General features: G+C 54.6%; 22 protein-coding genes and 1 riboswitch. Of the genes, 10 read left to right on the top strand and 12 right to left on the bottom strand.

From position 1 onward, the window contains the following. The first annotated feature begins 74 nt into the window (after positions 1-74). Both D9980_RS02080 and D9980_RS02075 read left to right on the top strand, forming a co-directional pair. On the top strand, positions 75-1,010 hold the full coding sequence (locus D9980_RS02080) for a LysR substrate-binding domain-containing protein (protein ID WP_121606240.1): 936 nt from the start codon (positions 75-77) through the stop codon (positions 1,008-1,010). 76 nt (positions 1,011-1,086) lie between these two features. Next, entirely contained in the window at positions 1,087-1,848 is a 762-nt protein-coding gene (locus D9980_RS02075; protein WP_121606239.1) for an arylamine N-acetyltransferase, read from the top strand. Here D9980_RS02075 and dusC read toward each other — a convergent pair. The 3 genes from dusC to rhlE form a co-directional block, all read right to left on the bottom strand. Beyond that, positions 1,845-2,774 carry a tRNA dihydrouridine(16) synthase DusC gene (gene dusC / locus D9980_RS02070; protein WP_121606238.1) on the bottom strand — a complete coding sequence of 310 codons (930 nt, stop codon included), beginning with the start codon at positions 2,772-2,774 and terminating at the stop codon, positions 1,845-1,847. The two genes, D9980_RS02075 and dusC, sit on opposite strands and share 4 nt — an antisense overlap. 74 nt (positions 2,775-2,848) lie before the next feature. Then, complete coding sequence (locus tag D9980_RS02065) at positions 2,849-3,808, bottom strand: D-2-hydroxyacid dehydrogenase family protein (RefSeq protein WP_121606237.1); 960 nt, start codon at positions 3,806-3,808, stop codon at positions 2,849-2,851. A 198-nt stretch (positions 3,809-4,006) separates the two neighbouring features. Beyond that, positions 4,007-5,380 (bottom strand): ATP-dependent RNA helicase RhlE, encoded by a 1,374-nt coding sequence (gene rhlE, locus D9980_RS02060; RefSeq protein WP_021180406.1) that lies wholly within the window; start codon positions 5,378-5,380, stop codon positions 4,007-4,009. A gap of 323 nt (positions 5,381-5,703) precedes the next feature. On the opposite strand from rhlE, the gene cecR reads away from it, so the two are divergent. The 6 genes from cecR to dinQ all read left to right on the top strand — a co-directional run bounded on the left by cecR (position 5,704) and on the right by dinQ (position 11,848). After that, positions 5,704-6,402, top strand: a complete 699-nt coding sequence (gene cecR / locus D9980_RS02055) for a transcriptional regulator CecR (protein WP_024483102.1) — start codon at positions 5,704-5,706, stop codon at positions 6,400-6,402. A 27-nt stretch (positions 6,403-6,429) separates the two neighbouring features. Next, entirely contained in the window at positions 6,430-7,416 is a 987-nt protein-coding gene (gene hlyD / locus D9980_RS02050) for a secretion protein HlyD (RefSeq protein ID WP_024483103.1), read from the top strand. Between the two features lie 9 nt (positions 7,417-7,425). Then, complete coding sequence (locus D9980_RS02045; RefSeq protein WP_037411375.1) at positions 7,426-9,162, top strand: ATP-binding cassette domain-containing protein; 1,737 nt, start codon at positions 7,426-7,428, stop codon at positions 9,160-9,162. Continuing rightward, positions 9,159-10,295, top strand: coding sequence for an ABC transporter permease (locus tag D9980_RS02040; RefSeq protein WP_024483105.1), 1,137 nt, complete (start codon positions 9,159-9,161; stop codon positions 10,293-10,295). The genes D9980_RS02045 and D9980_RS02040 overlap by 4 nt, the downstream gene beginning before the upstream one ends. Before the next feature lie 9 nt (positions 10,296-10,304). Beyond that, the gene (locus tag D9980_RS02035; RefSeq protein WP_024483106.1) at positions 10,305-11,411 is read left to right on the top strand and encodes an ABC transporter permease; all 1,107 of its coding nucleotides are present in this window, start codon (positions 10,305-10,307) and stop codon (positions 11,409-11,411) included. A gap of 353 nt (positions 11,412-11,764) precedes the next feature. Continuing rightward, positions 11,765-11,848, top strand: a complete 84-nt coding sequence (dinQ, locus tag D9980_RS27215; protein WP_363136641.1) for a damage-inducible type I toxin DinQ — start codon at positions 11,765-11,767, stop codon at positions 11,846-11,848. Between the two features lie 562 nt (positions 11,849-12,410). Here dinQ and D9980_RS02025 read toward each other — a convergent pair. The 7 genes from D9980_RS02025 to moaA form a co-directional block, all read right to left on the bottom strand. Next, entirely contained in the window at positions 12,411-12,842 is a 432-nt protein-coding gene (locus tag D9980_RS02025; protein ID WP_121606235.1) for a DUF2628 domain-containing protein, read from the bottom strand. A 196-nt stretch (positions 12,843-13,038) separates the two neighbouring features. Next, on the bottom strand, positions 13,039-13,746 hold the full coding sequence (locus D9980_RS02020) for a Bax inhibitor-1/YccA family protein (protein ID WP_021180400.1): 708 nt from the start codon (positions 13,744-13,746) through the stop codon (positions 13,039-13,041). 125 nt (positions 13,747-13,871) lie between these two features. Beyond that, positions 13,872-14,324 carry a molybdopterin synthase catalytic subunit MoaE gene (moaE, locus tag D9980_RS02015; protein ID WP_024483107.1) on the bottom strand — a complete coding sequence of 151 codons (453 nt, stop codon included), beginning with the start codon at positions 14,322-14,324 and terminating at the stop codon, positions 13,872-13,874. Positions 14,325-14,326: 2 nt separating this feature from the next. Beyond that, positions 14,327-14,572, bottom strand: a complete 246-nt coding sequence (gene moaD, locus D9980_RS02010) for a molybdopterin synthase sulfur carrier subunit (RefSeq protein WP_021180398.1) — start codon at positions 14,570-14,572, stop codon at positions 14,327-14,329. Continuing rightward, positions 14,569-15,048, bottom strand: coding sequence for a cyclic pyranopterin monophosphate synthase MoaC (gene moaC / locus D9980_RS02005; protein ID WP_021180397.1), 480 nt, complete (start codon positions 15,046-15,048; stop codon positions 14,569-14,571). Before moaC ends, moaD begins: the two co-directional genes overlap by 4 nt. 3 nt (positions 15,049-15,051) lie before the next feature. Continuing rightward, positions 15,052-15,564, bottom strand: coding sequence for a molybdenum cofactor biosynthesis protein B (gene moaB / locus D9980_RS02000; RefSeq protein ID WP_121606234.1), 513 nt, complete (start codon positions 15,562-15,564; stop codon positions 15,052-15,054). A gap of 79 nt (positions 15,565-15,643) precedes the next feature. Further along, the gene (moaA, locus tag D9980_RS01995; RefSeq protein WP_021180395.1) at positions 15,644-16,627 is read right to left on the bottom strand and encodes a GTP 3',8-cyclase MoaA; all 984 of its coding nucleotides are present in this window, start codon (positions 16,625-16,627) and stop codon (positions 15,644-15,646) included. Beyond that, positions 16,618-16,760, bottom strand: a riboswitch (molybdenum cofactor riboswitch). It overlaps the preceding gene by 10 nt. A 263-nt stretch (positions 16,761-17,023) precedes the next feature. Here moaA and yvcK point away from each other — a divergent pair. Then, on the top strand, positions 17,024-17,941 hold the full coding sequence (gene yvcK, locus D9980_RS01990; protein ID WP_024483111.1) for a uridine diphosphate-N-acetylglucosamine-binding protein YvcK: 918 nt from the start codon (positions 17,024-17,026) through the stop codon (positions 17,939-17,941). Here the strand turns inward: yvcK and D9980_RS01985 are convergent. Continuing rightward, positions 17,938-18,183 (bottom strand): VF530 family DNA-binding protein, encoded by a 246-nt coding sequence (locus D9980_RS01985; RefSeq protein ID WP_021180393.1) that lies wholly within the window; start codon positions 18,181-18,183, stop codon positions 17,938-17,940. The two genes, yvcK and D9980_RS01985, sit on opposite strands and share 4 nt — an antisense overlap. A 102-nt stretch (positions 18,184-18,285) precedes the next feature. Beyond that, positions 18,286-20,298 (bottom strand): excinuclease ABC subunit UvrB, encoded by a 2,013-nt coding sequence (gene uvrB, locus D9980_RS01980; protein WP_121606233.1) that lies wholly within the window; start codon positions 20,296-20,298, stop codon positions 18,286-18,288. Between the two features lie 1,064 nt (positions 20,299-21,362). Between uvrB and D9980_RS01975 the strand changes: the two genes are divergently transcribed. Next, positions 21,363-22,073, top strand: a complete 711-nt coding sequence (locus D9980_RS01975; protein ID WP_024483113.1) for an ABC transporter ATP-binding protein — start codon at positions 21,363-21,365, stop codon at positions 22,071-22,073.

The raw sequence follows: 22,073 nt of genomic DNA, 5'->3' as shown, positions 1-22,073 counted from the left end.
TCTCCACCGAATGCATGACGCAGGTTAAGAGAAAAAGTGCTTGTGTAACATCGATAGATTGGCAATATGGTTGAATGAAACTCAAGCTGAACGCTCAACAACGTTTGCCTTCATTAAAGGCCCTGCACACTTTCGAGGTGGCAGCACGCTGTAGCAGTTTTACCGAAGCCGCCGATGAATTGAATGTGACCCTCGGTGCCGTCAGCCGTCAAATACGGCTATTGGAAAGCGAACTGGGCGTGACATTATTTCATCGTAAAGGTAATGCGGTGGCCTTGAATGATAGCGGCAAACAACTGTCTGCGGAGGTTATCCGGGCCTTTATGCTACTGAGGAAATCCTGTGAGCGCATGCGCCCAGAGGAACAGAGTACACTCAAGCTAACCTGCACTCTGGGTATAGCCAGCCACTGGTTGGCCCCACGCTTACCAGCATTACACCAACAAGATCCCGCAACCGCATTGGTGATCGATGCCAATGAGAGCGTGCGCGATCTTGAGGCCGGTGAAGCAGATATCGCCATCCGTTACAGCCCGATTCACAGTCCATTGCACCATTCACGGCGTCTTCTGACCGATACTTTTTCGCCCTTGGCCAGCCCGGACTTCTTGCGCTGTTGCCCAGCAATTAAATCCCCAGAAGATTTACTGGGATTGCGCCTGATCCACTCCCCCTGGAAAGATGCACAAGGCTTGGGCGTGGCTGCCTGGCAAGATTGGTTCACCGCCTGCAAGCTCAGAGGTAAGCCCGGCTCGCTACTGACTTTCAACAGCGTGGGTCACGCCCTGCAAGAGGCAATAGATGGTAACGGCGTGGTACTTGGCAGCTTGGCGGTAGCGCAGGATGCTTTACGCACTGGTAAGCTGGTTGAGATTTTCGTCGGACAATGGCAGCTCCCTTCAGCCTATGAATTCCGCCTCTGTTGGACAAATCAGGAATTTGTGGGGGCTGCTACACGCCGCTGGGTAAATCTGCTATTAACTGCGGCTGGTCACCCCGCCAACTGTTAACACCGCACATATTGCTTCCCCGACTGCCACAATTCCCGCTAATTTATGCAAAATTTCCCGTATAGCGAGAATTCCGGTGGACATACCACGCTACCTGCAACACATCGGCTTCACAGGCACACCACAGGCCGACCTGCAAACTCTGCAACAGTTGCATCGCTGCCATATGCTGGCGGTGCCCTTCGAGAATTTGAGCATTATCTATCATCAGGGGATCGATCTTAGCGAGGCCGGGCTGTTCAGCAAAATCGTCGAGCATAATCGCGGGGGGTTTTGCTATGAATTGAACCGGATATTCGCCCTGCTGTTGCAGCAGCTCGGCTTTCAGGTAGCGTTTATATCCGGGGAAATCCATGCCAGAGACGGCTCTTTTGGCCCGCCATTTGACCATATGGCGCTGGTGGTGACCCTGGATCAGCCGTATCTGGTCGATGTAGGGTTTGGCGATTCTTTCCTCGCCCCGCTGAAAATCACCACCACCGAACAACAACCGCAGGCCAGCGGTACCTTTCATCTTGAGCAAAACGGCGAGTGGTATCATCTGGAGCGCCGCAACGGCGATCGGACCTCCCACGCCAAGACGCTTTACCGCTTTACCCTGCAACCACGCCAGCCGGAAGAATTTAACGACATGTGCCACTATCACAGCACTTCGCCACTGTCGCACTTTACCCAAAAGCTGGTGTGCTCGCGCCCCACAGAGGATGGGCGCATCACCCTCAGCGAGTTAAAGCTGATCGTGACCCAAGACCATCACCGTAAGGAGTCTACGCTGCATTCGGAGGAAGAACGGTTGGAGGCGCTGCGGCACTATTTCGCCATTGAACTAAGGAGTTAGCGGCATATCACCCGCGCAATATCCTTGGAGTTGTTTAACGTGCGGATCTCGGTAAACAGCTCCGTGGCTTCCTGATACTCTTTGCGCAGGTAGCTGAGCCACTGTTTGATGCGGGCGACGTGATATAAACCGGTATCGCCCTGCTTTTCCAGATGCACGTACTTTTGCAATAGCTGCACCACCTGCGGCCAAGGCATACGCGGTTCGTTATATTTCACCACCCGGCTCAGGTTGGGGATGTTCAACGCCCCACGCCCCAGCATTACTGCGTCGCAGCCGGTGGCCTGCATACAGGCCTGCGCACTTTGATAGTCCCAGATTTCCCCGTTGGCAATCACCGGGATGGTCAAACGCTGGCGGATCTCACCGATCGCCTGCCAGTTGATGCGATCGGCTTTATAACCGTCCTCTTTGGTACGGCCATGAATAGTGATTTCGGTCGCCCCCGCTTGCTGCACCGCATCGGCAATTTCAAAGCTGCGGGAATCTGAATCCCAACCCAAGCGTACTTTAACCGTCACCGGCAGATGCTCAGGCACCGCGGCGCGCATCGCTTTGGCCCCCTGATAAATCAGCTCGGGATCTTTGAGCAAGGTGGCCCCGCCGCCGCTGCCGTTGACATGTTTGGACGGGCAACCGCAGTTCAGATCGACACCGTAGGAACCCAGTTCAACCGCCTGAGCAGCGTTTTCCGCCAACCATTCGGGATACTGGCCCAGCAGTTGCACCCGCACCTGGGTGCCGGATGGCGTTCTGCTGGCATGGTGCAGTTCCGGGCATAGCCGGTAGAAGGATTTGGCCGGCAGCCGCTGATCGATCACCCGCAGGAATTCGGTGATGCAGAGATCGTAATCGTTCACCTCGGTGAGCAATTCCCGCACCAGAGAGTCGAGTACCCCCTCCATTGGAGCCAATAATACGCGCATGCCTACCCCTGTAATCAAAGAGGGCGCAATGATACGGGCGAAAGGCGGTACCAACAAGTCTCCCGCCGATAAAATTAGCCTAGCTTGCGCAGCGGCTCGCCGGCAATAAACGCCTGGATATCGGCAATCGCTTCCCGGAAATAGGTGCGGTAGTTATCATCCGCCACATAGCCCACATGCGGCGTAGCCAGCACGTTGGGCAAGCGGCGCAATGGGTGATCGGCTGGTAGTGGCTCAACTTCAAACACGTCCAGCCCGGCACCGGCGATCTGCCCGGTTTGCAGCGCTTCAACCAGGGCTTGCTGATCGACAATCGCTGCGCGCGAGGTGTTGATCAGGAAAGCGCTGTTTTTCATCTGCGCCAGCGCCTGGCAGTCGATCAGCCCACGGCTGCGATCGCTTAACACCAGATGCACCGAAACAAAGTCACTCGCTGCCAGTAACGCCTGTTTTGACTCGGCAAGTTGCACGCAGAATTCCTGTGCTCTTTCAGCCGTCAGATTTTGGCTCCAGGCCACGACGTTCATGCCAAACGCCTGTGCTACCTTCGCCATCTGGCCGCCGATCTTGCCCAGCCCCAGTAGGCCTAACGTTTTGCCATGCAAGGTGATACCAACATGTTGCTGCCAAGGCCCGTTGGTACGCAATCCGCTGCTTTCAGCCACCAGATGCTTGGCCAAACCGAGGATGAGCGCCCAGGTCAGTTCCATCGGCGCTTCAGAGCCGCTGGCGGTGCCGCAAACGGTAACACCATGCCGAGCTGCCGCTGGCAGATCGATCGAAGCGTTGCGCATGCCTGAGGTGATCAGCAATTGCAGTTTTGGCAAACGGGCAAGCAATGTGGCGGTGAACTGCGTGCGCTCTCGCATTATCACCACGATCTCGCAGTCTTTGATGCGGCTCACCAACTGGTCTTCATCGTCAATATGATCACGCAGGGAGAAAACCTCAACCTGCTCGCCAAGGACGGACCAATCCGTCATCTTCAGCGCTACACTTTGGTAATCATCAAGAATTGCACACTTCAATTTCATCGGTAACTCCTGGAAGACAGGCGAAAAAAAACCGCCAATAATTGGCGGTTCAGTATAGATCAACTAATTACCCGTCGTCTTTCAAGCCGCAGTGTTGTTACCTGCACTTGCCCACCCCAGTCATTTACAATAGTAAACTCCTGGGGATGGGCAAGCTTGTCGCCTAGCTGCGGCTTGAAATCCATAGGGTATAGAAGATTACTCAGACGGTTTATGGCTACGCGGACGGCGCGATGGAGCACCTGAACGTGGTTTGCCGTCACCCTGCGGGCGAGCACTGCCGCCGCCGCGATTTTCACGCTGACCGCCGCCATTGCCACTACGCTGGCCGCCACCGTTACCGGTACGCGGAGCGCCGCCGCCGTTGCCACGTGGAGCACCACGGCCACCACCAGCCTGACGGCCATTGATGATCGGTTCAGCTTTGATGCTTGGGTCCGGCTCATAGCCTGGCAGGGCAATGCGTGGAATTTCACGCTTGAGCAGGCGCTCAATATCACGCAGCAGTTTGTGCTCATCCACACAGACCAACGAGATCGCCTCACCGGTACGTTCGGCACGGCCGGTACGGCCAATGCGGTGGACGTAATCTTCCGGTACGTTTGGCAGTTCGTAGTTCACTACGTGTGGCAACTGATCGATATCCAGGCCACGTGCAGCGATGTCTGTTGCTACCAGCACGCGGATTTTGCCGTCTTTAAAGTCGGCGAGTGCGCGGGTACGTGCGCCCTGGCTTTTGTTGCCGTGGATAGCCGCAGCGGTGATGCCATCTTTATTCAGCTGTTCAGCCAAATGGTTGGCACCGTGCTTGGTACGGTTAAATACCAGCACCTGCTTCCAGTCACCTTCGCCGATCATCTGGGAAAGCAGTTCACGCTTGCGCTTCTTATCAACAAAGTGAACGCTCTGCTCAATTTGCTCAGATGCGGTGTTGCGGCGAGCCACTTCTACCGAGGCCGGGTTGGTCAGCAGTTTACTGGCCAGCCCTTTGATCTCATCGGAGAAGGTCGCGGAGAACAGCAGGTTCTGACGCTTGGCAGGCAGCTTGGACAGCACGCGGCGGATATCATGGATAAAGCCCATATCCAGCATGCGGTCGGCTTCGTCCAGCACCAGAATTTCAATTTTGGACAGATCAACCGCGTTCTGATGTTCCAGATCCAGCAGGCGACCTGGCGTTGCCACCAGGATATCGACGCCGCCGCGCAGCTTCATCATCTGCGGGTTGATGCTCACACCACCAAACACCACCAGCGAACGCAGGCGCAGGTGTTTGCTGTAAGCCTCAACGTTTTCACCGATTTGTGCAGCCAGTTCACGGGTTGGCGTCAGGATCAACGCGCGCACCGGGCGGCGGCCTTTGATTGGGTGATCGTGTTTGCTCAGCAGCTGTAATAGCGGCAAGGTAAAACCAGCTGTTTTACCGGTGCCGGTCTGGGCGCTGGCCATCAGGTCACGGCCTGCCAATACCACCGGGATTGCCTGGCGTTGAATTGGCGTAGGTTCGCGATAGCCCTGTTCTTCAACAGCGCGCAGAATTTCAGCACTTAAGCCGAGGGTTTCAAATGACATAGTAGAGAAAAACTCCAGATCCCCCCTAACCTAAACAAATGTTCGGTGCAGTTTCCGGGAGGATTATCAGACGGGGCATAAGGAGGTACTCGCACTTTTTTGCGGCACATCCTCGGCATGACCTCGAGGGATTGGCACAAACTGCAGTGCACCAAGCGCGAGAGTGTAGCAGAAATCGAACAAGAAAAGGCAATTTTACGTGTTAACAGCACTTTTCGCCGAGCAAGCTCACGGAAAAGCAAAATGTTCTGGCCTGTGGTTTACATTTTAACCCGCCCGGCCTAAAGTTAATCATATGATTGATTAACTTTTCGGGTAAACCCATGTCCTCTGCAGAAAACCCGCCGCTAAGCCCTCTCAAACGGGGTGAGCAAGCGCGCCAACAGCTACTCACCGCCGCGATTGAAGTGTTCGGCGAATATGGCCTTTCGGGTGCCACCACGCGGCAAATCGCCCAGCGTGCTGGGCAAAACATTGCCGCCATCACCTATTACTTCAACTCGAAAGAGGGGTTATATCTGGCGGTAGCCCAGTGGATTGCCGACTTTATCCAGCAAAGCTTCCGCCCACTGAGCGAAGAAATCGAACGTTTCTATCAACTGCCGGCAGAGCAACGCCAGCCGGAACACTACCTGTACCATCTCAAAAGCGGGTTGCTGGCCTTCAGCCAACTGATGACCGAGCCCCATACGCTCAACCTGAGCAAGATTATGTCTCGCGAACAGCTTTCACCAACCGATGCCTACCCGCTGATCCACCAGCAGGTAATAGCCCCGCTGCATCACTTACTGTGTCGCCTGTTGGCGGGCTATACCGGCATCGATGCGCGCTCCACCAAAATCATCTTGCATACCCATGCGCTGATCGGTGAGGTGCTGGCATTCCGCGTTGGCCGGGAAACCCTGCTACGTCAGGCAGGCTGGCATCAGATCGCGGCAGAAGAAGCCAAGCAGATTAGCGAGGTGCTGGCCGAACATATCGACATTCTGGTTAACGGGCTACGCCAGCGTTACGCCGTCTAACTTTCCGTCTTGCGAGTAAGGAATAGTATGAACAAGAAAAGAGTTGCCATTGTGGGTGTAGCGATCGTGCTGATCGCCGCTGCGGCCTATGGTTTCTGGTCTTACCAACGCCAGCAGGACAAGCCTTTGACGCTGTATGGCAATGTGGATATCCGCACGGTCAACCTGGGTTTCCGCGTTAATGGCCGGTTGGCCTCACTGGCGGTAGACGAAGGGGACAGCGTGCAACAGGGACAGCTGCTGGGCAAACTGGACGATGCCCCTTACCAGAACGCGTTGCTACAGGCACAGGCCAACGTTGCCAGCGCCAAAGCCAAGCTGGATTTATTGCAGGCAGGCTACCGCAACGAGGAGATTGCCCAGGTGCGATCCGAAGTAGCCCAACGGCAGTCGGCCTTTAGCTATGCCGACAGCTTCTTCCAACGTCAGCAGGGATTATGGGCGAAAAAGGCTACTTCAGCCGATGCCCTGGAAGATGCCCGCACCGCGCGTAATCAGGCGCAGGCAAATTTGCAGGCGTCGAAAGACAAACTGTCGCAATACCTGACCGGTAACCGCCCGCAGGAAATCGAAGAAGCCAACGCCAATCTGGCACTGGCCGAGGCGGCACTGGCGCAGGCCCAGTTGGATCTGCATGACACCACCCTGCTCTCTCCGTCCGTTGGTACGGTAATGACACGAGCCGTGGAGCCAGGCACCATGCTCAGCGCTGGCAGCACAGTGTTTACCCTATCGTTGACGCGGCCGGTATGGGTTCGTGCCTACATCAATGAAGCCAGCCTGGGTAGCGCTACGCCAGGTACCGAAGTCTTGATCGAGACCGACAGCCGCCCTGGCAAGCCTTATCACGGCAAGATCGGCTTTGTTTCCCCCACCGCGGAGTTCACCCCCAAAAGCGTAGAAACGCCGGATCTGCGTACCGATCTGGTCTACCGCCTGCGGATCATCGTCAACGATGCCGATGATGCCTTGCGTCAGGGGATGCCGGTTACCGTCCATTTCACACAACCGTAAGGAACCGTGATGGCACAGGCACATACGATTGAACTGGTTGCGTTGGAAAAACGCTTTCCATCACTCGATAAACCGGCGGTGGCCAGCCTGACGACCACGTTGCGCAGTGGCGCGGTGACCGGGCTGGTTGGCCCCGATGGCGCGGGCAAAACTACCCTGCTGCGCATGTTGGCAGGATTGCTGCTACCCAGCAGCGGCAAGCTGACCGTCGCCGGGTTGGATCCGATCGCACAGGATCGCCAGTTGCACGCCATTCTCGGTTATATGCCGCAAAAGTTCGGGCTGTATGAAGATCTGACGGTGATGGAAAATCTCACGCTGTATGCCGATCTGCGCGGAGTCACCGGCGATCTGCGCAAGCAAACCTTTGAGCGGTTGCTGACGTTTACCGATCTGACCCGCTTTACCGAACGGCTGGCGGGCAAGCTTTCCGGCGGGATGAAGCAAAAGCTCGGGCTGGCCTGTACGCTGCTTGGCCAACCTCAGGTGTTGCTGCTGGATGAGCCCGGCGTCGGTGTCGATCCCATTTCACGTCGTGAACTGTGGCGAATGGTGCATGAGCTGGCCAACGACGGCATGCTGATCCTGTGGAGTACCTCCTATCTCGACGAAGCCGAGCAGTGCCGCGAAGTGCTGCTGATGAACGAAGGCGAGTTGCTGTTCAGCGGTGCGCCACAGGATCTTACCCAACGTATGGCTGGCCGCACCATCCTGATCGATACCCCAGCCGGTAGCCACCGGGCGCTGTTGCAACGGGCGATCTGTCTGCCTGCGGTTAGCGACGGTGTGATCCAGGGGAAATATCTGCGGCTGATCCTCAAGCCGGGTGAAGATCATCAGCAAGTATTGCGGGATCTGGATCTGCCACAGGCCGAATTAACCGAGGCCGATCCGCGTTTTGAGGATGCGTTTATCGATCTGCTAGGCGGCGGCCCGAACAGCAAATCCGCCCTGGCCGAGATCATGCCCACGGTAACGGGCGACAGCTCGGAAACGGTGATTGAGGCGCAAGGGTTGACCAAAAAATTCGGCGATTTTGCGGCTACCGATCATGTAGATTTCAAGGTGCAACGCGGCGAGATTTTTGGCCTGCTTGGCCCCAACGGCGCGGGTAAATCCACCACCTTCAAGATGATGTGTGGCCTGCTGGTGCCTAGCGATGGCAAAGCGCTGGTGCTCGGTATGGATCTAAAAACCAGCTCCGGCAAAGCGCGCCAGCATCTGGGCTATATGGCGCAGAAATTTTCGCTGTATGGCAACCTGACGGTGGCCCAGAACCTGAAGTTTTTCTCCGGCGTTTATGGGCTGAGCGGCAAGAGCCAGCGCGATAAAATTGACGAGATGTCTCGCGCCTTCAACTTCGCCCCGATCCTCAACCAAACGCCGGACTCGCTACCGCTCGGCTTCAAACAGCGGCTGGCGCTGGCCTGCGCGCTGATGCATGAGCCAGATATTCTGTTTCTTGATGAGCCCACCTCGGGCGTCGATCCCCTGACCCGGCGCGAGTTCTGGTTGCACATCAACGGCATGGTGGATAAAGGTGTGACGGTGATGGTCACCACCCACTTTATGGATGAAGCGGAATACTGCGATCGTATCGGCCTGGTGTATCGCGGCAAAATCATCGCAGCCGGTACGCCGGACGATCTCAAGCAGCAGATAGCCAACGAGCAAAACCCCAACCCTTCGATGGAAGAGGCGTTTATCGAACTGGTGCAGGGCTACGATCGGGAGGAGACAGCATGAGCAACGACAACGGCTTTTCCTGGCGGCGGCTGCGGGCACTGTGCCTGAAAGAAACCCGGCAGATATTGCGCGATCCCAGCAGTGGACTGATTGCCTTCGTCATTCCGCTGATGCTGCTGTTTATCTTTGGCTACGGCATCAACCTGGATTCCAGCAAGCTGCGGCTGGGGATCTTGATGGAACAGCAAAGCGAAGAGGCCCGCGATCTGGCCAATGCCTTTATCGGCTCACCCTATATTGAACCGACCGTCAGCGATAACCGCCAGCAGTTGATCCAGATGATGCAGGCTGGCAGCATCCGCGGCCTGGTGGTGATCCCCAGCGATTTTGCCGAGCATTTGGCAAGGCCTAACGACCGCGCTCCGTTGCAGGTGATTACTGACGGCAGCGAGCCCAATACCGCCAACTTTGTGCAAGGCTATACCCAAGGGATCTGGCAAATCTGGCAGCAGCAGCGTGCCACCGATCTCGGGCGTGATGACAAGCCGCTGATTGAAGTCCAGGTGCGCTACTGGTTTAACCCGGCGGCCATCAGCCAGCACTTTATTATTCCGGGGGCCATTACCATTATCATGACGGTGATCGGTGCCATTCTGACCTCGTTGGTGATCGCCCGCGAATGGGAGCGTGGCACCATGGAGGCGCTGCTTTCTACCCAGGTCACGCGCAGCGAGCTGCTGCTGTCCAAACTGGTGCCGTACTATTTCCTGGGCATGATCGCCATGGTGCTGTGCATGGTGGTTTCAGTATTTGTACTCGGCGTGCCCTACCGTGGCTCCCTGCTGCTGCTGTTCGTGATCAGTAGCCTGTTCCTGGCCAGCACGCTCGGCATGGGGCTGTTAATCTCGACTATCACCCGCAACCAGTTTAACGCGGCAATGGTAGCCCTGAACGCCGCCTTTTTACCTTCAATTATGCTGTCTGGATTTATCTTCCAGATCGACAGCATGCCCGCCGTGGTACGTGCGGTGACCTATATCATTCCGGCGCGCTACTTTGTCAGTACGCTGCAAACGCTGTTCCTGGCGGGCAATATCGGCACCGTGCTGGTGATTAACCTGCTGTTTTTGATCGCCTCGGCGGTGGTGTTTATCGGCCTGACGGCCTGGAAAACCCAGCGGCGGCTGGATTAAGGGGAAGCCATGTTTCACCGTCTCTGGACGTTGATTGTTAAAGAAATGCAGTCGCTACTGCGCGATCCGCAGACCCGCGCGATCCTGATTATGCCGGTGTTGTTGCAGGTGGTGCTGTTCCCGTTTGCCGCCACGCTGGAAGTCACCAATGCCACTATCGCGGTGTACAGTGAAGACAGCGGCCAGCACTCCATTGAGCTGACTCAGCGCCTTGCCAAGGCCAAAGCCTTTTCTCACGTGCTGTTGTTACGCAGCCCGCAGGAGATTAGAACCACCATTGATAATCAGAAGGCGCTGCTGCTGGTCCGCTTCCCGGCCAACTTCTCACGGGATATCGCCAGCGGTAATACCGCGCCGTTGCAGCTGATCCTCGATGGCCGTAACTCCAACAGCGCGCAGATCGCCGCCAACTATGTGCAACAGATCGTGCAGGACTACCAGAATGAGCTGATTGGGCAGCGTACTAAGCCCAACAACAGCGAACTGGTGGTGCGTAACTGGTATAACCCGAATCTGGATTACAAATGGTTCGTGGTGCCTTCGCTGATCGCGATGATCACCACCATCGGCGTGTTGATCGTTACCTCGCTTTCCGTCGCGCGTGAACGTGAGCAAGGTACCTTAGAGCAGTTGTTGGTTTCGCCTTTAACCACCTGGCAGATCTTTATTGGCAAAGCGGTACCGGCCCTGATCATTGCCACCTTCCAGGCTTCGATCGTGCTGCTGATCGGTATCTTTGCCTATCAGATCCCGTTTGCCGGTTCGTTGCTGCTGTTCTACGGCACCATGCTGGTTTACGGGCTGTCTTTGGTGGGCTTCGGGCTGCTGATTTCTTCGCTGTGCGCGACGCAGCAGCAGGCGTTTATCGGGGTGTTTGTGTTTATGATGCCGGCGATACTGCTTTCCGGCTATGTCTCGCCGGTGGAGAATATGCCGGTTTGGCTTCAGCATCTCACCTGGGCCAACCCTATCCGCCACTTCACCGATATCACCAAGCAGATCTACCTCAAGGATGCCGGTTTCGGCATTATCTGGCACAGCCTGTGGCCGTTACTGGTGATCACTGCCACTACCGGCAGCGCGGCCTACGCCATGTTCCGGCGCAAGATTGCCTGAATTTCGGGCGTAAAAAAACCGACGGGTGAGGTCGGTTTTTTTACTTTCCGGCACTGAGTTGGTGGCTCTAGCCGGAGTGAGGCAGTCCACATCTAACGTAATCAGTATACGCAGGATTTGATTGATTTTCAAACTACCGCATAGACGATATAATCAGCAGGTTAGCGCTGTTTGCTGCGGAACTCTGGTCTGCGAGGGAAAGTATTCAAGTCCTGGCTGGAGTTACGGGTGGTGCCGGTTCTGGTGCTCTAGCCAGAGTGAAGCAGTCCACATCTAACAATGAAGGGCAACCCCTATAACAGGCAGTGTAAGGGCAAGTAGGGGGGCTTTCACTCCATTTATGGAGAAAACGGGTGAAAGCTTTAATCGATAAAGTTCTCATCGTTCTGAAAGCGCTGGTTGCGCTGCTGGAACTGATCCGCCGGTTCATCGATTGATGATGGTGGAAACGTAGCTAAGGCCGGGGAGTTAACCACTCTCCGGCTTTTAATATTTCTGTGCAACGGTGAAGTGAAACGCTATGGAAATGATGTTAAACCGTAAACAGAATGCGTAGAATATGCGTACTGTAATTTAATTGCTTATGGAGGGCGATTTGACGGAATCGGCGGTAGTTAAGGACAACACTTTTGACAGCATGGTCCGTTTTGGGTTGAAGATGGCCTGGTTCAACCTGTTAGCCTTGGTCATTATACTCATGGTAGCCTCTTTCGTGCCTGACGAAACGGAGGAGTGGATCGATCTAGTAGTGAGTATCCTCTGCTTCATCAATATAACGATGAATATCCTGGTATTTTGCTTTGCTTTGGTTGGATTATTTAAATCCAGATTAAAGTGGTCAGCATTGCTAGCTATGATTATCGTTTTAGTGAGTTTTGCACTTTATCTTATTGTAATAATAGCATCTTTCCAAACCAGCTAGGTTTAAAATATGCAGGGCAATATCTAGCTGATCGCCCTGCTCGCTTAACCTTTCAAATATTCATTGGTTAGCAATATTCAGGATTGCGCAATTTTTTCAGCCGATTTCTTGGTAAAACCTTCTATCGGGTTCCAACCATCCAACCCCTTGACTTCTTTGAGATAGTAGGCATAGTTGGCAATCATGGCACAAGTACCTGCATAGGCAATATTAATACCGCGGATCGCTGGTTCCAGATTCATTGTTGTCCCAGCATCAATAATTATCAGTATCACATTAAGCACTACAACCGCACCGAACAGCACCAACCCCTTCTTCCATAAACCAAGAATGCAGAAATAAATAATACCAAAGAAAAAAGCATAAAAATTAAAGACATATTTAGTACGGGCGAGGAATTTCATATTTTTAATCGCGTCTTTGTATTGCTGTGAGTGGATATTTCCAGCCACACTGTCAAACAGAGCAAAACGATCTTTCCATTTTTGACTTAATTCGGTCTTATCCATGATAGCTTTTCACAATCCATATTATTATCATCCTAAGTAAAAGACATATATGACTTTTACCCTCCCTATAGAGCGGCTATTCAACAAAAAAACCTTATAGATGTCAAGGTGATAATTTTCAACCAGAAACCAGAAAAATCCTATAAAAAAGCCCCGTGTTAAAACGGGGCCAGATATTTATTGCTGAGCTAGTGTATTAGCGGCGGTTGCCGAAGATACGCAACAGCATCAGGAACAGGTTGATAAAGTCGAGATACAGCGTCAATGCGCCAACGATGGCGTATTTGCGGAAACTGTCTTTATCATCGGCATTCAACTGTTCACCCATCGCTTTCAGTTTCTGGGTGTCGTACGCCGTCAGGCCCACAAATACCAGCACGCCGATATAGGTGATCGCCCACATCAGCGCCGGGCTTTTCAGCCAGATGTTCACCAGCGAAGCCAGCACAATCCCGATCAGCCCCATAAACAGCATGCTGCCAAAACCGCTCAAATCGCGTTTGGTGGTATAGCCGTACAGGCTCATCGCGCCGAACATACCCGCAGTGACCACGAAGGTGCTGGCGATCGAGCTATAGGTGTAGGCAATGAAGATGCTTGATAGCGTTAACCCGGTCAGCGCCGAGTAGAGCATAAATAGCCCAGTGGCCATGGTGCCGCTCAGGCGGTTAACCATGCCGGAAATCACAAACACCAGGCCCAGCTGTAGAATAATCAGCCCAAAGAAAGTGATCTGGCTTGAGAAAATAAAGTTGATGATCGCAGGCGTATGCGCTGCATACCAGGAAACAAATGCGGTCAACAGCAAGCCACAGGTCATCCAGCCATACACCTGCGCCATATAAGCCTGAATGCCGCTGTTGGCACGTTCAACGATCGAACCATTACGTGGATATCGGTCCATGACGGTTACCTTTTACATGTGAGCCAAGTTTCGGGGAACTTCCCCTGCCAATAATAAGCGTACCACAGAAAACACCGCGCGAAACGGACAAAGGTATTGATTTATTTCCGCTGTTGAGGCGGTATTTACCAACGCTTGGCGGCTTGTTTATCCGTATCGCGAGCTTCTACCCAGCGCTCCCCCTGCCCGGTCGCCTCACGCTTCCAGAAGGGAGCTCGGGTTTTCAGATAATCCATAATAAATTGTGCCGCCTCGAACGCCATACTGCGGTGGGCGCTGGTCACGCCGACAAACACAATTTCATCACCAGGGAAGAGATCACCGATGCGATGGATCACCGTTGCCCGCTGCAATGGCCAACGGGATCGCGCTTCTGCAACGATCTCTTCAAGGGCTTTTTCAGTCATGCCAGGGTAATGCTCCAACGACAAGGCACTGACGTCATCCCCCAAATTGTGATTGCGTACCTTGCCGGTAAAAGTCACCACTGCGCCATCATCATCACACTGTGCCAGCCACTGGTATTCTTCACCTACGCTAAAGGTTGCCTGACCAACGCGGATACGAGTATTTTCCACTGTTAACCTCCGGTTACCGGTGGAAAGAAAGCCACTTCATCACCGGCTTGCAGCGGATGCTCTGCGGCCACCAGCGATTGGTTGACCGCCGTCAGCAATTTACCGGGCTCCAGCGCCAGCGCCCAACGATCGCCACGCTCGCACAGCGATTTGCGCAGCTCTTCAACCGTTAGGTACTGTGCTGGCAGGCTCAGCGTGCTGGTGCCGACCAGTTCACGTACCTGCGCGAAAAACAGAATAGTGATCATAATTCCACCTTAAAATCACCGGACTTGCCGCCGCTTTTTGCTAGCAGCCGCACCGGGCCAATTACCATATCTTTCTGCACCGCTTTGCACATGTCGTAGATGGTGAGCGCGGCCACCGAAGCGGCAGTCAACGCCTCCATTTCAACCCCGGTTTTACCGGTCAAACGGCAGCAGGTTTCGATACGCACGCGGTTAAATTCCGGTTGCGCTTCGAGCTGTACTTCCACCTTGCTTAACATCAACGGATGGCAAAGAGGGATCAGTTCCCAGGTGCGCTTCGCCGCTTGAATTCCGGCAATACGCGCCGTGGCAAATACGTCGCCTTTATGGTGACTGCCGTCGATAATCATCGCCAGCGTTGCCGCCTGCATTTCAACAAAAGCCTCGGCACGGGCTTCACGTACCGTCTCCGCTTTGGCAGAGACATCGACCATATGGGCCTCGCCAGCGGCGTTAATGTGGGTTAGCTGCGTCATGGATTATTTCTTTAAATGAGGTAAGAAGTTGCACGGGCGATGGCGCGCGTCCAGTTGTTCTTCAATAATGCGTTCCCAAGCGGTACGACAGGCTCGGGTGGAACCCGGCATGGCGAAGATCACCGTCTGGTTGGCAATACCGGCCAGAGCACGGGATTGAATGGTCGCGGTGCCGATCTCTTCGTATGACACCATGCGGAACAGTTCGCCGAACCCTTCCACCTCGCGGTCAAACAGCGGCAATAGCGCTTCTGGCGTATTGTCCCCGGAGGTAAAGCCGGTGCCGCCGTTAATCAACACGGCCTGCACGTCATCGCTGGCAATCCATGCGGAAACCTGCGCACGGATCTGATAAATATTGTCTTTGACCAAGGCACGCGCCACCACCTGATGGCCAGTTTCCTGCGCGACTTCTTGTAGATATTGCCCGGAGGTATCGTCCGCTTCAGTGCGGCGATCAGAAACGGTCAGAATGGCAATCTTGGCCGCAATAAATTCACTGCTGGTTTGGCTCATTGTGTGTTGTGCTCCTTATTGTCGATGGCCCCTCACCCTAACCCTCTCCTTTAGTGAGAGGGGACCGTTCGAGTTAAAGCTAGCCGCCGATAAACGATAAGTTCTGCGTGAGACCGCTATTGCCCTGATGCAGGAAGTGGGTCTGCTTTTTGGTTTGCAGCCCGCTTTGAATGCGCATTTTCAGCTGTTCCAACTGGCCGTCATCCGCCAGCAGATCGCGCAGGGTAATCCCTTGCTCACCAAACAGGCACAGATGCAGATTGCCGATGGCGGAAACCCGCAGGCGGTTGCAACTGGCACAGAAATCTTTTTCGTACGGCATGATCAGCCCTATCTCGCCCTGATAATCCGGGTGGCTGAATACCTGCGCCGGGCCATCGCTGCGGCCACGGACTTGGCGCTGCCAGCCCTGCTGCTCCAACTGCAGGCGGATCACTTCGCCAGATACATGGTGCTTGCGGAACAGATCGCTGCCATCGCCGGTTTCCATCAGTTCGATAAACCGCAGTTGGATTGGCCGATCCTTGATCCAGTTAAGGAAGCTGCCCAGTTGCTGGTGATTGACATCACGCATCAGCACCGCATTCACCTTCACCTTGCTGTAACCGGCGGTAAAGGCGGCATCGATGCCTTCCATCACCTGGCGGAACTTGTCCTGGCCGGTGATGGCATGAAACTGGCGCGCATCAAGGCTGTCTACGCTGACGTTAATCGCCGTGAGGCCCGCATCACGCCAACTGGCCACATCACGCGCCAGGCGGTAGCCATTGGTAGTCACGGCCAGGGTACGGATCGCTGGGTTTTCGCGTACGGCGGCAATGATGTCGGTAAAATCGCGGCGTAAAGAAGGCTCACCGCCGGTCAGGCGTACTTTTTCGGTACCCAGTTCGGCAAAGGCACGGCTGACGCGCCGAATTTCATCCAGAGAGAGGAAAGTCTTGGGGCTGCCGCTCGGTTTATAGCCATCCGGCAGACAGTAAGTGCAACGAAAGTTACACACGTCGGTGATCGACAGGCGCAAATAATAGAATTTGCGCTCAAAAGCATCAATGAGTTGCGGCACCTGTAACACCTTCCAAATACGGGAGATGCGAGCGTTTCCACTCTGCACCCTGGTGGCTGACATCGCCACGGCCAGGAGACCTTATCGCTCTAATGAACAACGTAGGTATCAAGGCTAGGAGTTTTGATCTCATTCCCACTACCTCAAGTAGCCGGAACAAAACCGTGGTTTTCCTGAGAATTCTAGCGCTAAACAGCCGCGATAGCCAATGTGGATTTACGCTATATACTTGTGTATACAGCGATTTTTCACCCTCTCAAGTCTTGATAACCATAATAAACAACCGTTACGCCAGCGAATTGACCAGAATCACGCAAATCGCACTCTTTATCGCGTTTTTGCGTCAAATCCGCTACTTTATGCAGGCAGTCTACCTACCCTGAGTTAAGGAATTTTATGCGTAACCGTACCCTGGCCGATCTTGATCGCGTCGTGGCACTAGGTGGTGGTCACGGTCTTGGCCGTGTGATGTCTTCGCTGTCATCGTTGGGCTCTCGCCTGACCGGCATTGTGACCACTACCGATAACGGCGGTTCTACCGGCCGCATCCGCCGTTCTGAAGGCGGCATTGCCTGGGGTGACACCCGTAATTGCCTCAATCAGCTGATTACCGAGCCTAGCGTCGCCTCGGCGATGTTTGAATACCGTTTTAGCGGCAACGGGGAACTGGCGGGGCATAACCTGGGGAATCTGATGCTGAAAGCCTTGGATCACCTGAGCGTGCGCCCGCTGGAGGCGATCAATCTGGTTCGTAGTCTGCTAAAGATCGACGCGGCGCTGATCCCTATGTCGGAACAGCCGGTCGATCTGATGGCTCACGATCATGAAGGGCATCAGGTCTACGGTGAAGTCAATATCGATCAACTGAGGATCATGCCGCAAGAGCTGATGCTCTCCCCGCCGGTACACGCCACCCGCGAAGCGGTTGAGGCAATCGCGCAAGCCGATCTGATCCTGATCGGGCCAGGCAGTTTTCTTACCAGCCTGATGCCACTGTTGCTGCTTGAGGATCTGACTCAGGCCCTGCGCCGCAGTAGCGCCAATATGGTGTATATCGGTAACCTGGGCCGCGAGTTGAGCGTCGCCGCAGCCGCATTAACGCTGCAAGACAAACTGGCGCTGATGGAAGAGAAGATCGGCCGTAAAATGATTGACGCCGTGATCGTTGGCCCGGCGGTGGATACCAGCGCCATGCAGGATCGCATTGTTGTGCAACAACCACTGGAAGCCAGCGATATCCCGTATCGCCACGATCGCCAACTATTACGCCAGGCGCTGGATACCGCGTTGGTGCAGCTAGCTAGCCGCGGTTAATCTTGACCCCGGAGCCAAGGATTATCGCTAACGCTGTCGATGTAGAGATCTTCCACCTGCTTGCGTGCCCACGGGGTGCGGCGCAAGAACTTGAGGCTGGATTTGATGCTCGGATCGCTGCTGAAGCAGTTGATGCGAATACGCTCTGCCAGCCCGTTCCAGCCATATTGGGCTACTAGCTTATTCAGCAGTTGCTCCAGGGTAATGCCGTGTAACGGGTCTTTGGATGGGGTTGCGGTCATGGCGGCTACTCGTCTCAATACTTGGGGCGCACACCTTAATCAGCAAACGGGCGTACGGCAAGAAAATTTACCGGGGCGTGCATACCACGCCCCTTGGGTTCATTATGATAGCGCGATAAATTGCTCGCGCAGCTGGTGGATTTCATCACGCACCGCAGCGGCCTGCTCGAACTCCAGATTCTGTGCATGAGAATACATCTGTGCCTCCAGCTCCTGGATTTTTTGCTCCAGCGCTTTGGGGGTGAGCAGTTGGTATTGCGCCGCACTCTCTGCCGCTTTGCCCTTCCCTTTGTGCTTGCCACGGCTGCTTGGTTGCCCAAGCTGCAGAATATCCGAAACCTTCTTGTTCAGGCCCTGAGGTACGATACCGTTGGCTTCGTTATGCGCCTGCTGCTTGGCACGGCGGCGTTCCGTTTCGCCGATCGCCTTGGCCATGGAATCGGTGATCCTGTCGCCATACAGGATCGCTTTACCGTTGAGGTTACGCGCCGCTCGGCCAATGGTCTGGATCAGTGAGCGCTCAGAACGCAGGAACCCTTCCTTGTCTGCGTCCAGGATCGCCACCAGCGACACCTCTGGCATGTCCAGGCCTTCCCTTAACAGGTTGATGCCCACCAGCACGTCAAACTCACCCAGGCGCAAATCACGGATGATTTCGACACGTTCTACCGTATCAATGTCCGAGTGCAGATAACGCACCCGCTCCCCGTGTTCTTCCAGATATTCCGTCAGGTCTTCTGCCATGCGTTTGGTCAACGTGGTGACCAGTACGCGCTCATTGATGGCAACGCGCTTGCGGATCTCGGAAAGCAGATCGTCCACCTGAGTGGTGACCGGGCGCACTTCCACGATCGGATCCAGCAGGCCGGTTGGGCGCACCACCTGATCGATAATATCGCTGCCGGATTTCTCCAGCTCATATTTGCCCGGCGTGGCGGACACGTAGATGGTCTGCGGTGCCGCAGCGGCAAACTCTTCAAAACGCATCGGCCGGTTATCCAGCGCCGAAGGCAGACGGAAGCCGTACTCCACCAGCGTCTCTTTACGCGAGCGGTCGCCTTTGAACATGCCGCCAATCTGCGGGATGGTGACGTGGGATTCATCTACCACCAGCAATCCGTCTGCTGGCAGGTAGTCGAACAGGGTTGGCGGTGGCTCGCCCTCACCGCGCCCGGAAAGATAGCGCGAGTAGTTTTCGATACCGGAGCAGTAACCCAGCTCGTTCATCATCTCCAGATCGAACTGGGTACGCTGCGTCAACCGCTGTTCTTCCAACAGCTTGTTGTTTTCCAGCAGCACTTTACGCCGCTGGGCCAGTTCCACCTTGATCTCTTCCATCGCCTGCACGATACGTTCACGCGGGGTAACGTAGTGAGATTTGGGGTAAATGGTAAAGCGTGGCACCACCTGCTCAATCTGGCCGGTTAGCGGATCGAACAGCGACAGGCGTTCGACCTCTTCGTCGAACAGCTCAACGCGCAGCGCCAACTCGTCCGATTCCGCCGGGAAAATGTCGATCACTTCGCCACGCACGCGGAAGGTGGCACGCTGGAAGGCCTGATCGTTGCGGGTATATTGCAGCTCGGCCAGACGGCGCAGGATCGAACGCTGATCGATGATCATGCCCTTGGTCAGGTGCAGCATCATTTTCAGATACAGATCCGGATCGCCCAGGCCGTAGATGGCGGAAACCGAAGCCACCACTACTACGTCACGCCGCTCCAGCAGCGCTTTGGTGGCCGACAGACGCATCTGCTCGATATGTTCGTTGATCGAGGCATCTTTCTCGATAAAAGTATCGGAGCTAGGTACATAGGCTTCTGGCTGGTAGTAATCGTAGTAGGAGACAAAATATTCCACCGCATTCTCGGGAAAGAACTCTTTCATCTCGCCATACAGCTGCGCCGCCAGGGTCTTGTTGGGCGCCAGCACCATGGTGGGCCGGTTGAGATCGGCAATCACATTGGCGATGGTAAAGGTTTTACCCGAGCCGGTCACCCCCAGCAGCGTTTGGTGCGCCAGGCCGTCTTCCAGGCCCTCTTCCAGCTTTTGGATGGCTTGCGGCTGATCGCCGGCCGGTTTGAATTCGGAATGCAGTTTGAAATGTTTGCTCATATCCCCATCATCTTTCAGGTTTGCGGCCAGGCGGTAGCGGCCTAATTATGGAAAGACCGGAAGATTTCCGCCAGTGCCCATGATACTGGATATAAAACCAGCTTCAAGCGGATTTACGCTATTGCGTCCGTTAACGGGGCGCGAACGCACCGGCAAGGTGACAATACCATGACATTTTTATTGTCAATCACCCTGTTATCCCCAGATTGCGTCACGAATTAACTTTTGGCCGTGATTTCGCTGAAAAACCGCCCATCGGCACGTTAACGATATCCGTTGGCTTGATTTTAAATAACCTATTGATATTAAATTAATTTAATAAAAAGACGAGAATGCGGACAACCTGCGCACAACCCGCGCCCGCTCTCTGTTCACACCGCTTTTCTAAGTATAATGCACAAGGTTATCCACAGGAATAGTGGATAACTCTCACTACCCCATGGGGGACGGGAGTTGCGGAAAGAACGCTTTTCCCAATGAAACGTCAACGGAGCCGGTTTTTTAGTTATTTTTTTACAATAATTCTGCTTTGGTTATGCCGATTAATGCTAAAAGCCGTGATAACGAAAACACTCTTTTCGCTATTTTGCTTTTCAGGGGTTGCAAGTTGCGGCAACAACCTTTAGGGCTTGCACCAACAGCTTGCCATGCCGCACGCTAACGGTGCAAAAAACGCCCAAGTTAACCTTCTGGCCCTGGCAGAGCCCCCTGCGTACCGGGCCCAAATACAGTTAACAAAACAGTAACAAACCGTTTTTTTGTTGCGCAACACCTGATGGCCTGGGAATTGCATTTCCTGATCCGGGGGCGTTACCTTGCAGAAGAACTGGCAAATTCTGGCGAAAACCGGCCACAGCCAGCTCGGTTATCTTCGGCGAAAAAGTTCATTGCATACCAAAAACCCCCCCTAGAGCCGCCAAACGACCGGTAGCGGCCATTTTCCAATTTTTAGCCTGAGCCGCGATTAGGGTAATCAGCACAGCATTTTCCACACCCGGGAGAGACACCGCTTGCTGCGGACAACGTTATCCATACGTGAATATCGGTCTTGGAGGAGATGCCAAATGTTAAGCTTAAGGGCGGTAAACCAATATTATGGGCAACAGCATACGCTGTGGGATGTCAGCCTTGAGTTACCTCGTGGGCAATGCACCCTGTTGCTTGGCCGCAATGGAGTGGGCAAAACCACGCTGATCAATTGCATCATGGGACACCTGCCGATCGTCAGCGGCAGCATGACCTGGCAGTTGGCGGATGAGCCACCGCAAAACCTGTTGCCACAGCCGGTAGAAAACCGGGCGTTACTGGGCATTGGTTACGTGCCACAAGGGCGGCAAATCTTTTCCCAACTGAGCGTAGAAGAGAACCTTCAGGTGGCCTTGCTGGCCGGGCGTGACAAGGTCCGCCGTATGCCCCCCATCATTTACAATCTGTTCCCCCGGCTGCAGGCGATGCGTATGCGCCGTGCGGGTGACCTGTGCCAAAGTGAGCAACAGCAGTTGGCATTAGGCCGCGCTTTGATGCTGGAACCGGAACTGCTGATCCTGGATGAACCCACCGCCGGTATGTCACCTTCCCTGGCGACGGAGATCGGCCAGGTGCTCCGTAAGCTGAATCAGGAGTTGGGCATGACCATTTTGCTGGTTGAGCACCAACTCCCCTTTGCTCGCCATCTGGCAGACCGCTTCTGTCTGATGGATAAAGGCCGTAGCGTGGCAAATGGCACACTGGGGCAGTTGGATGAAGGGCTGATTGATACCTATCTGACGGAGTGA

Origin of the sequence: Serratia sp. 3ACOL1, assembly GCF_003668775.1 — a bacterium.
Taxonomy (GTDB): Bacteria; Pseudomonadota; Gammaproteobacteria; order Enterobacterales; family Enterobacteriaceae; genus Chania; species Chania fonticola.
This window is presented reverse-complemented; position numbering and strand designations above follow the sequence as displayed.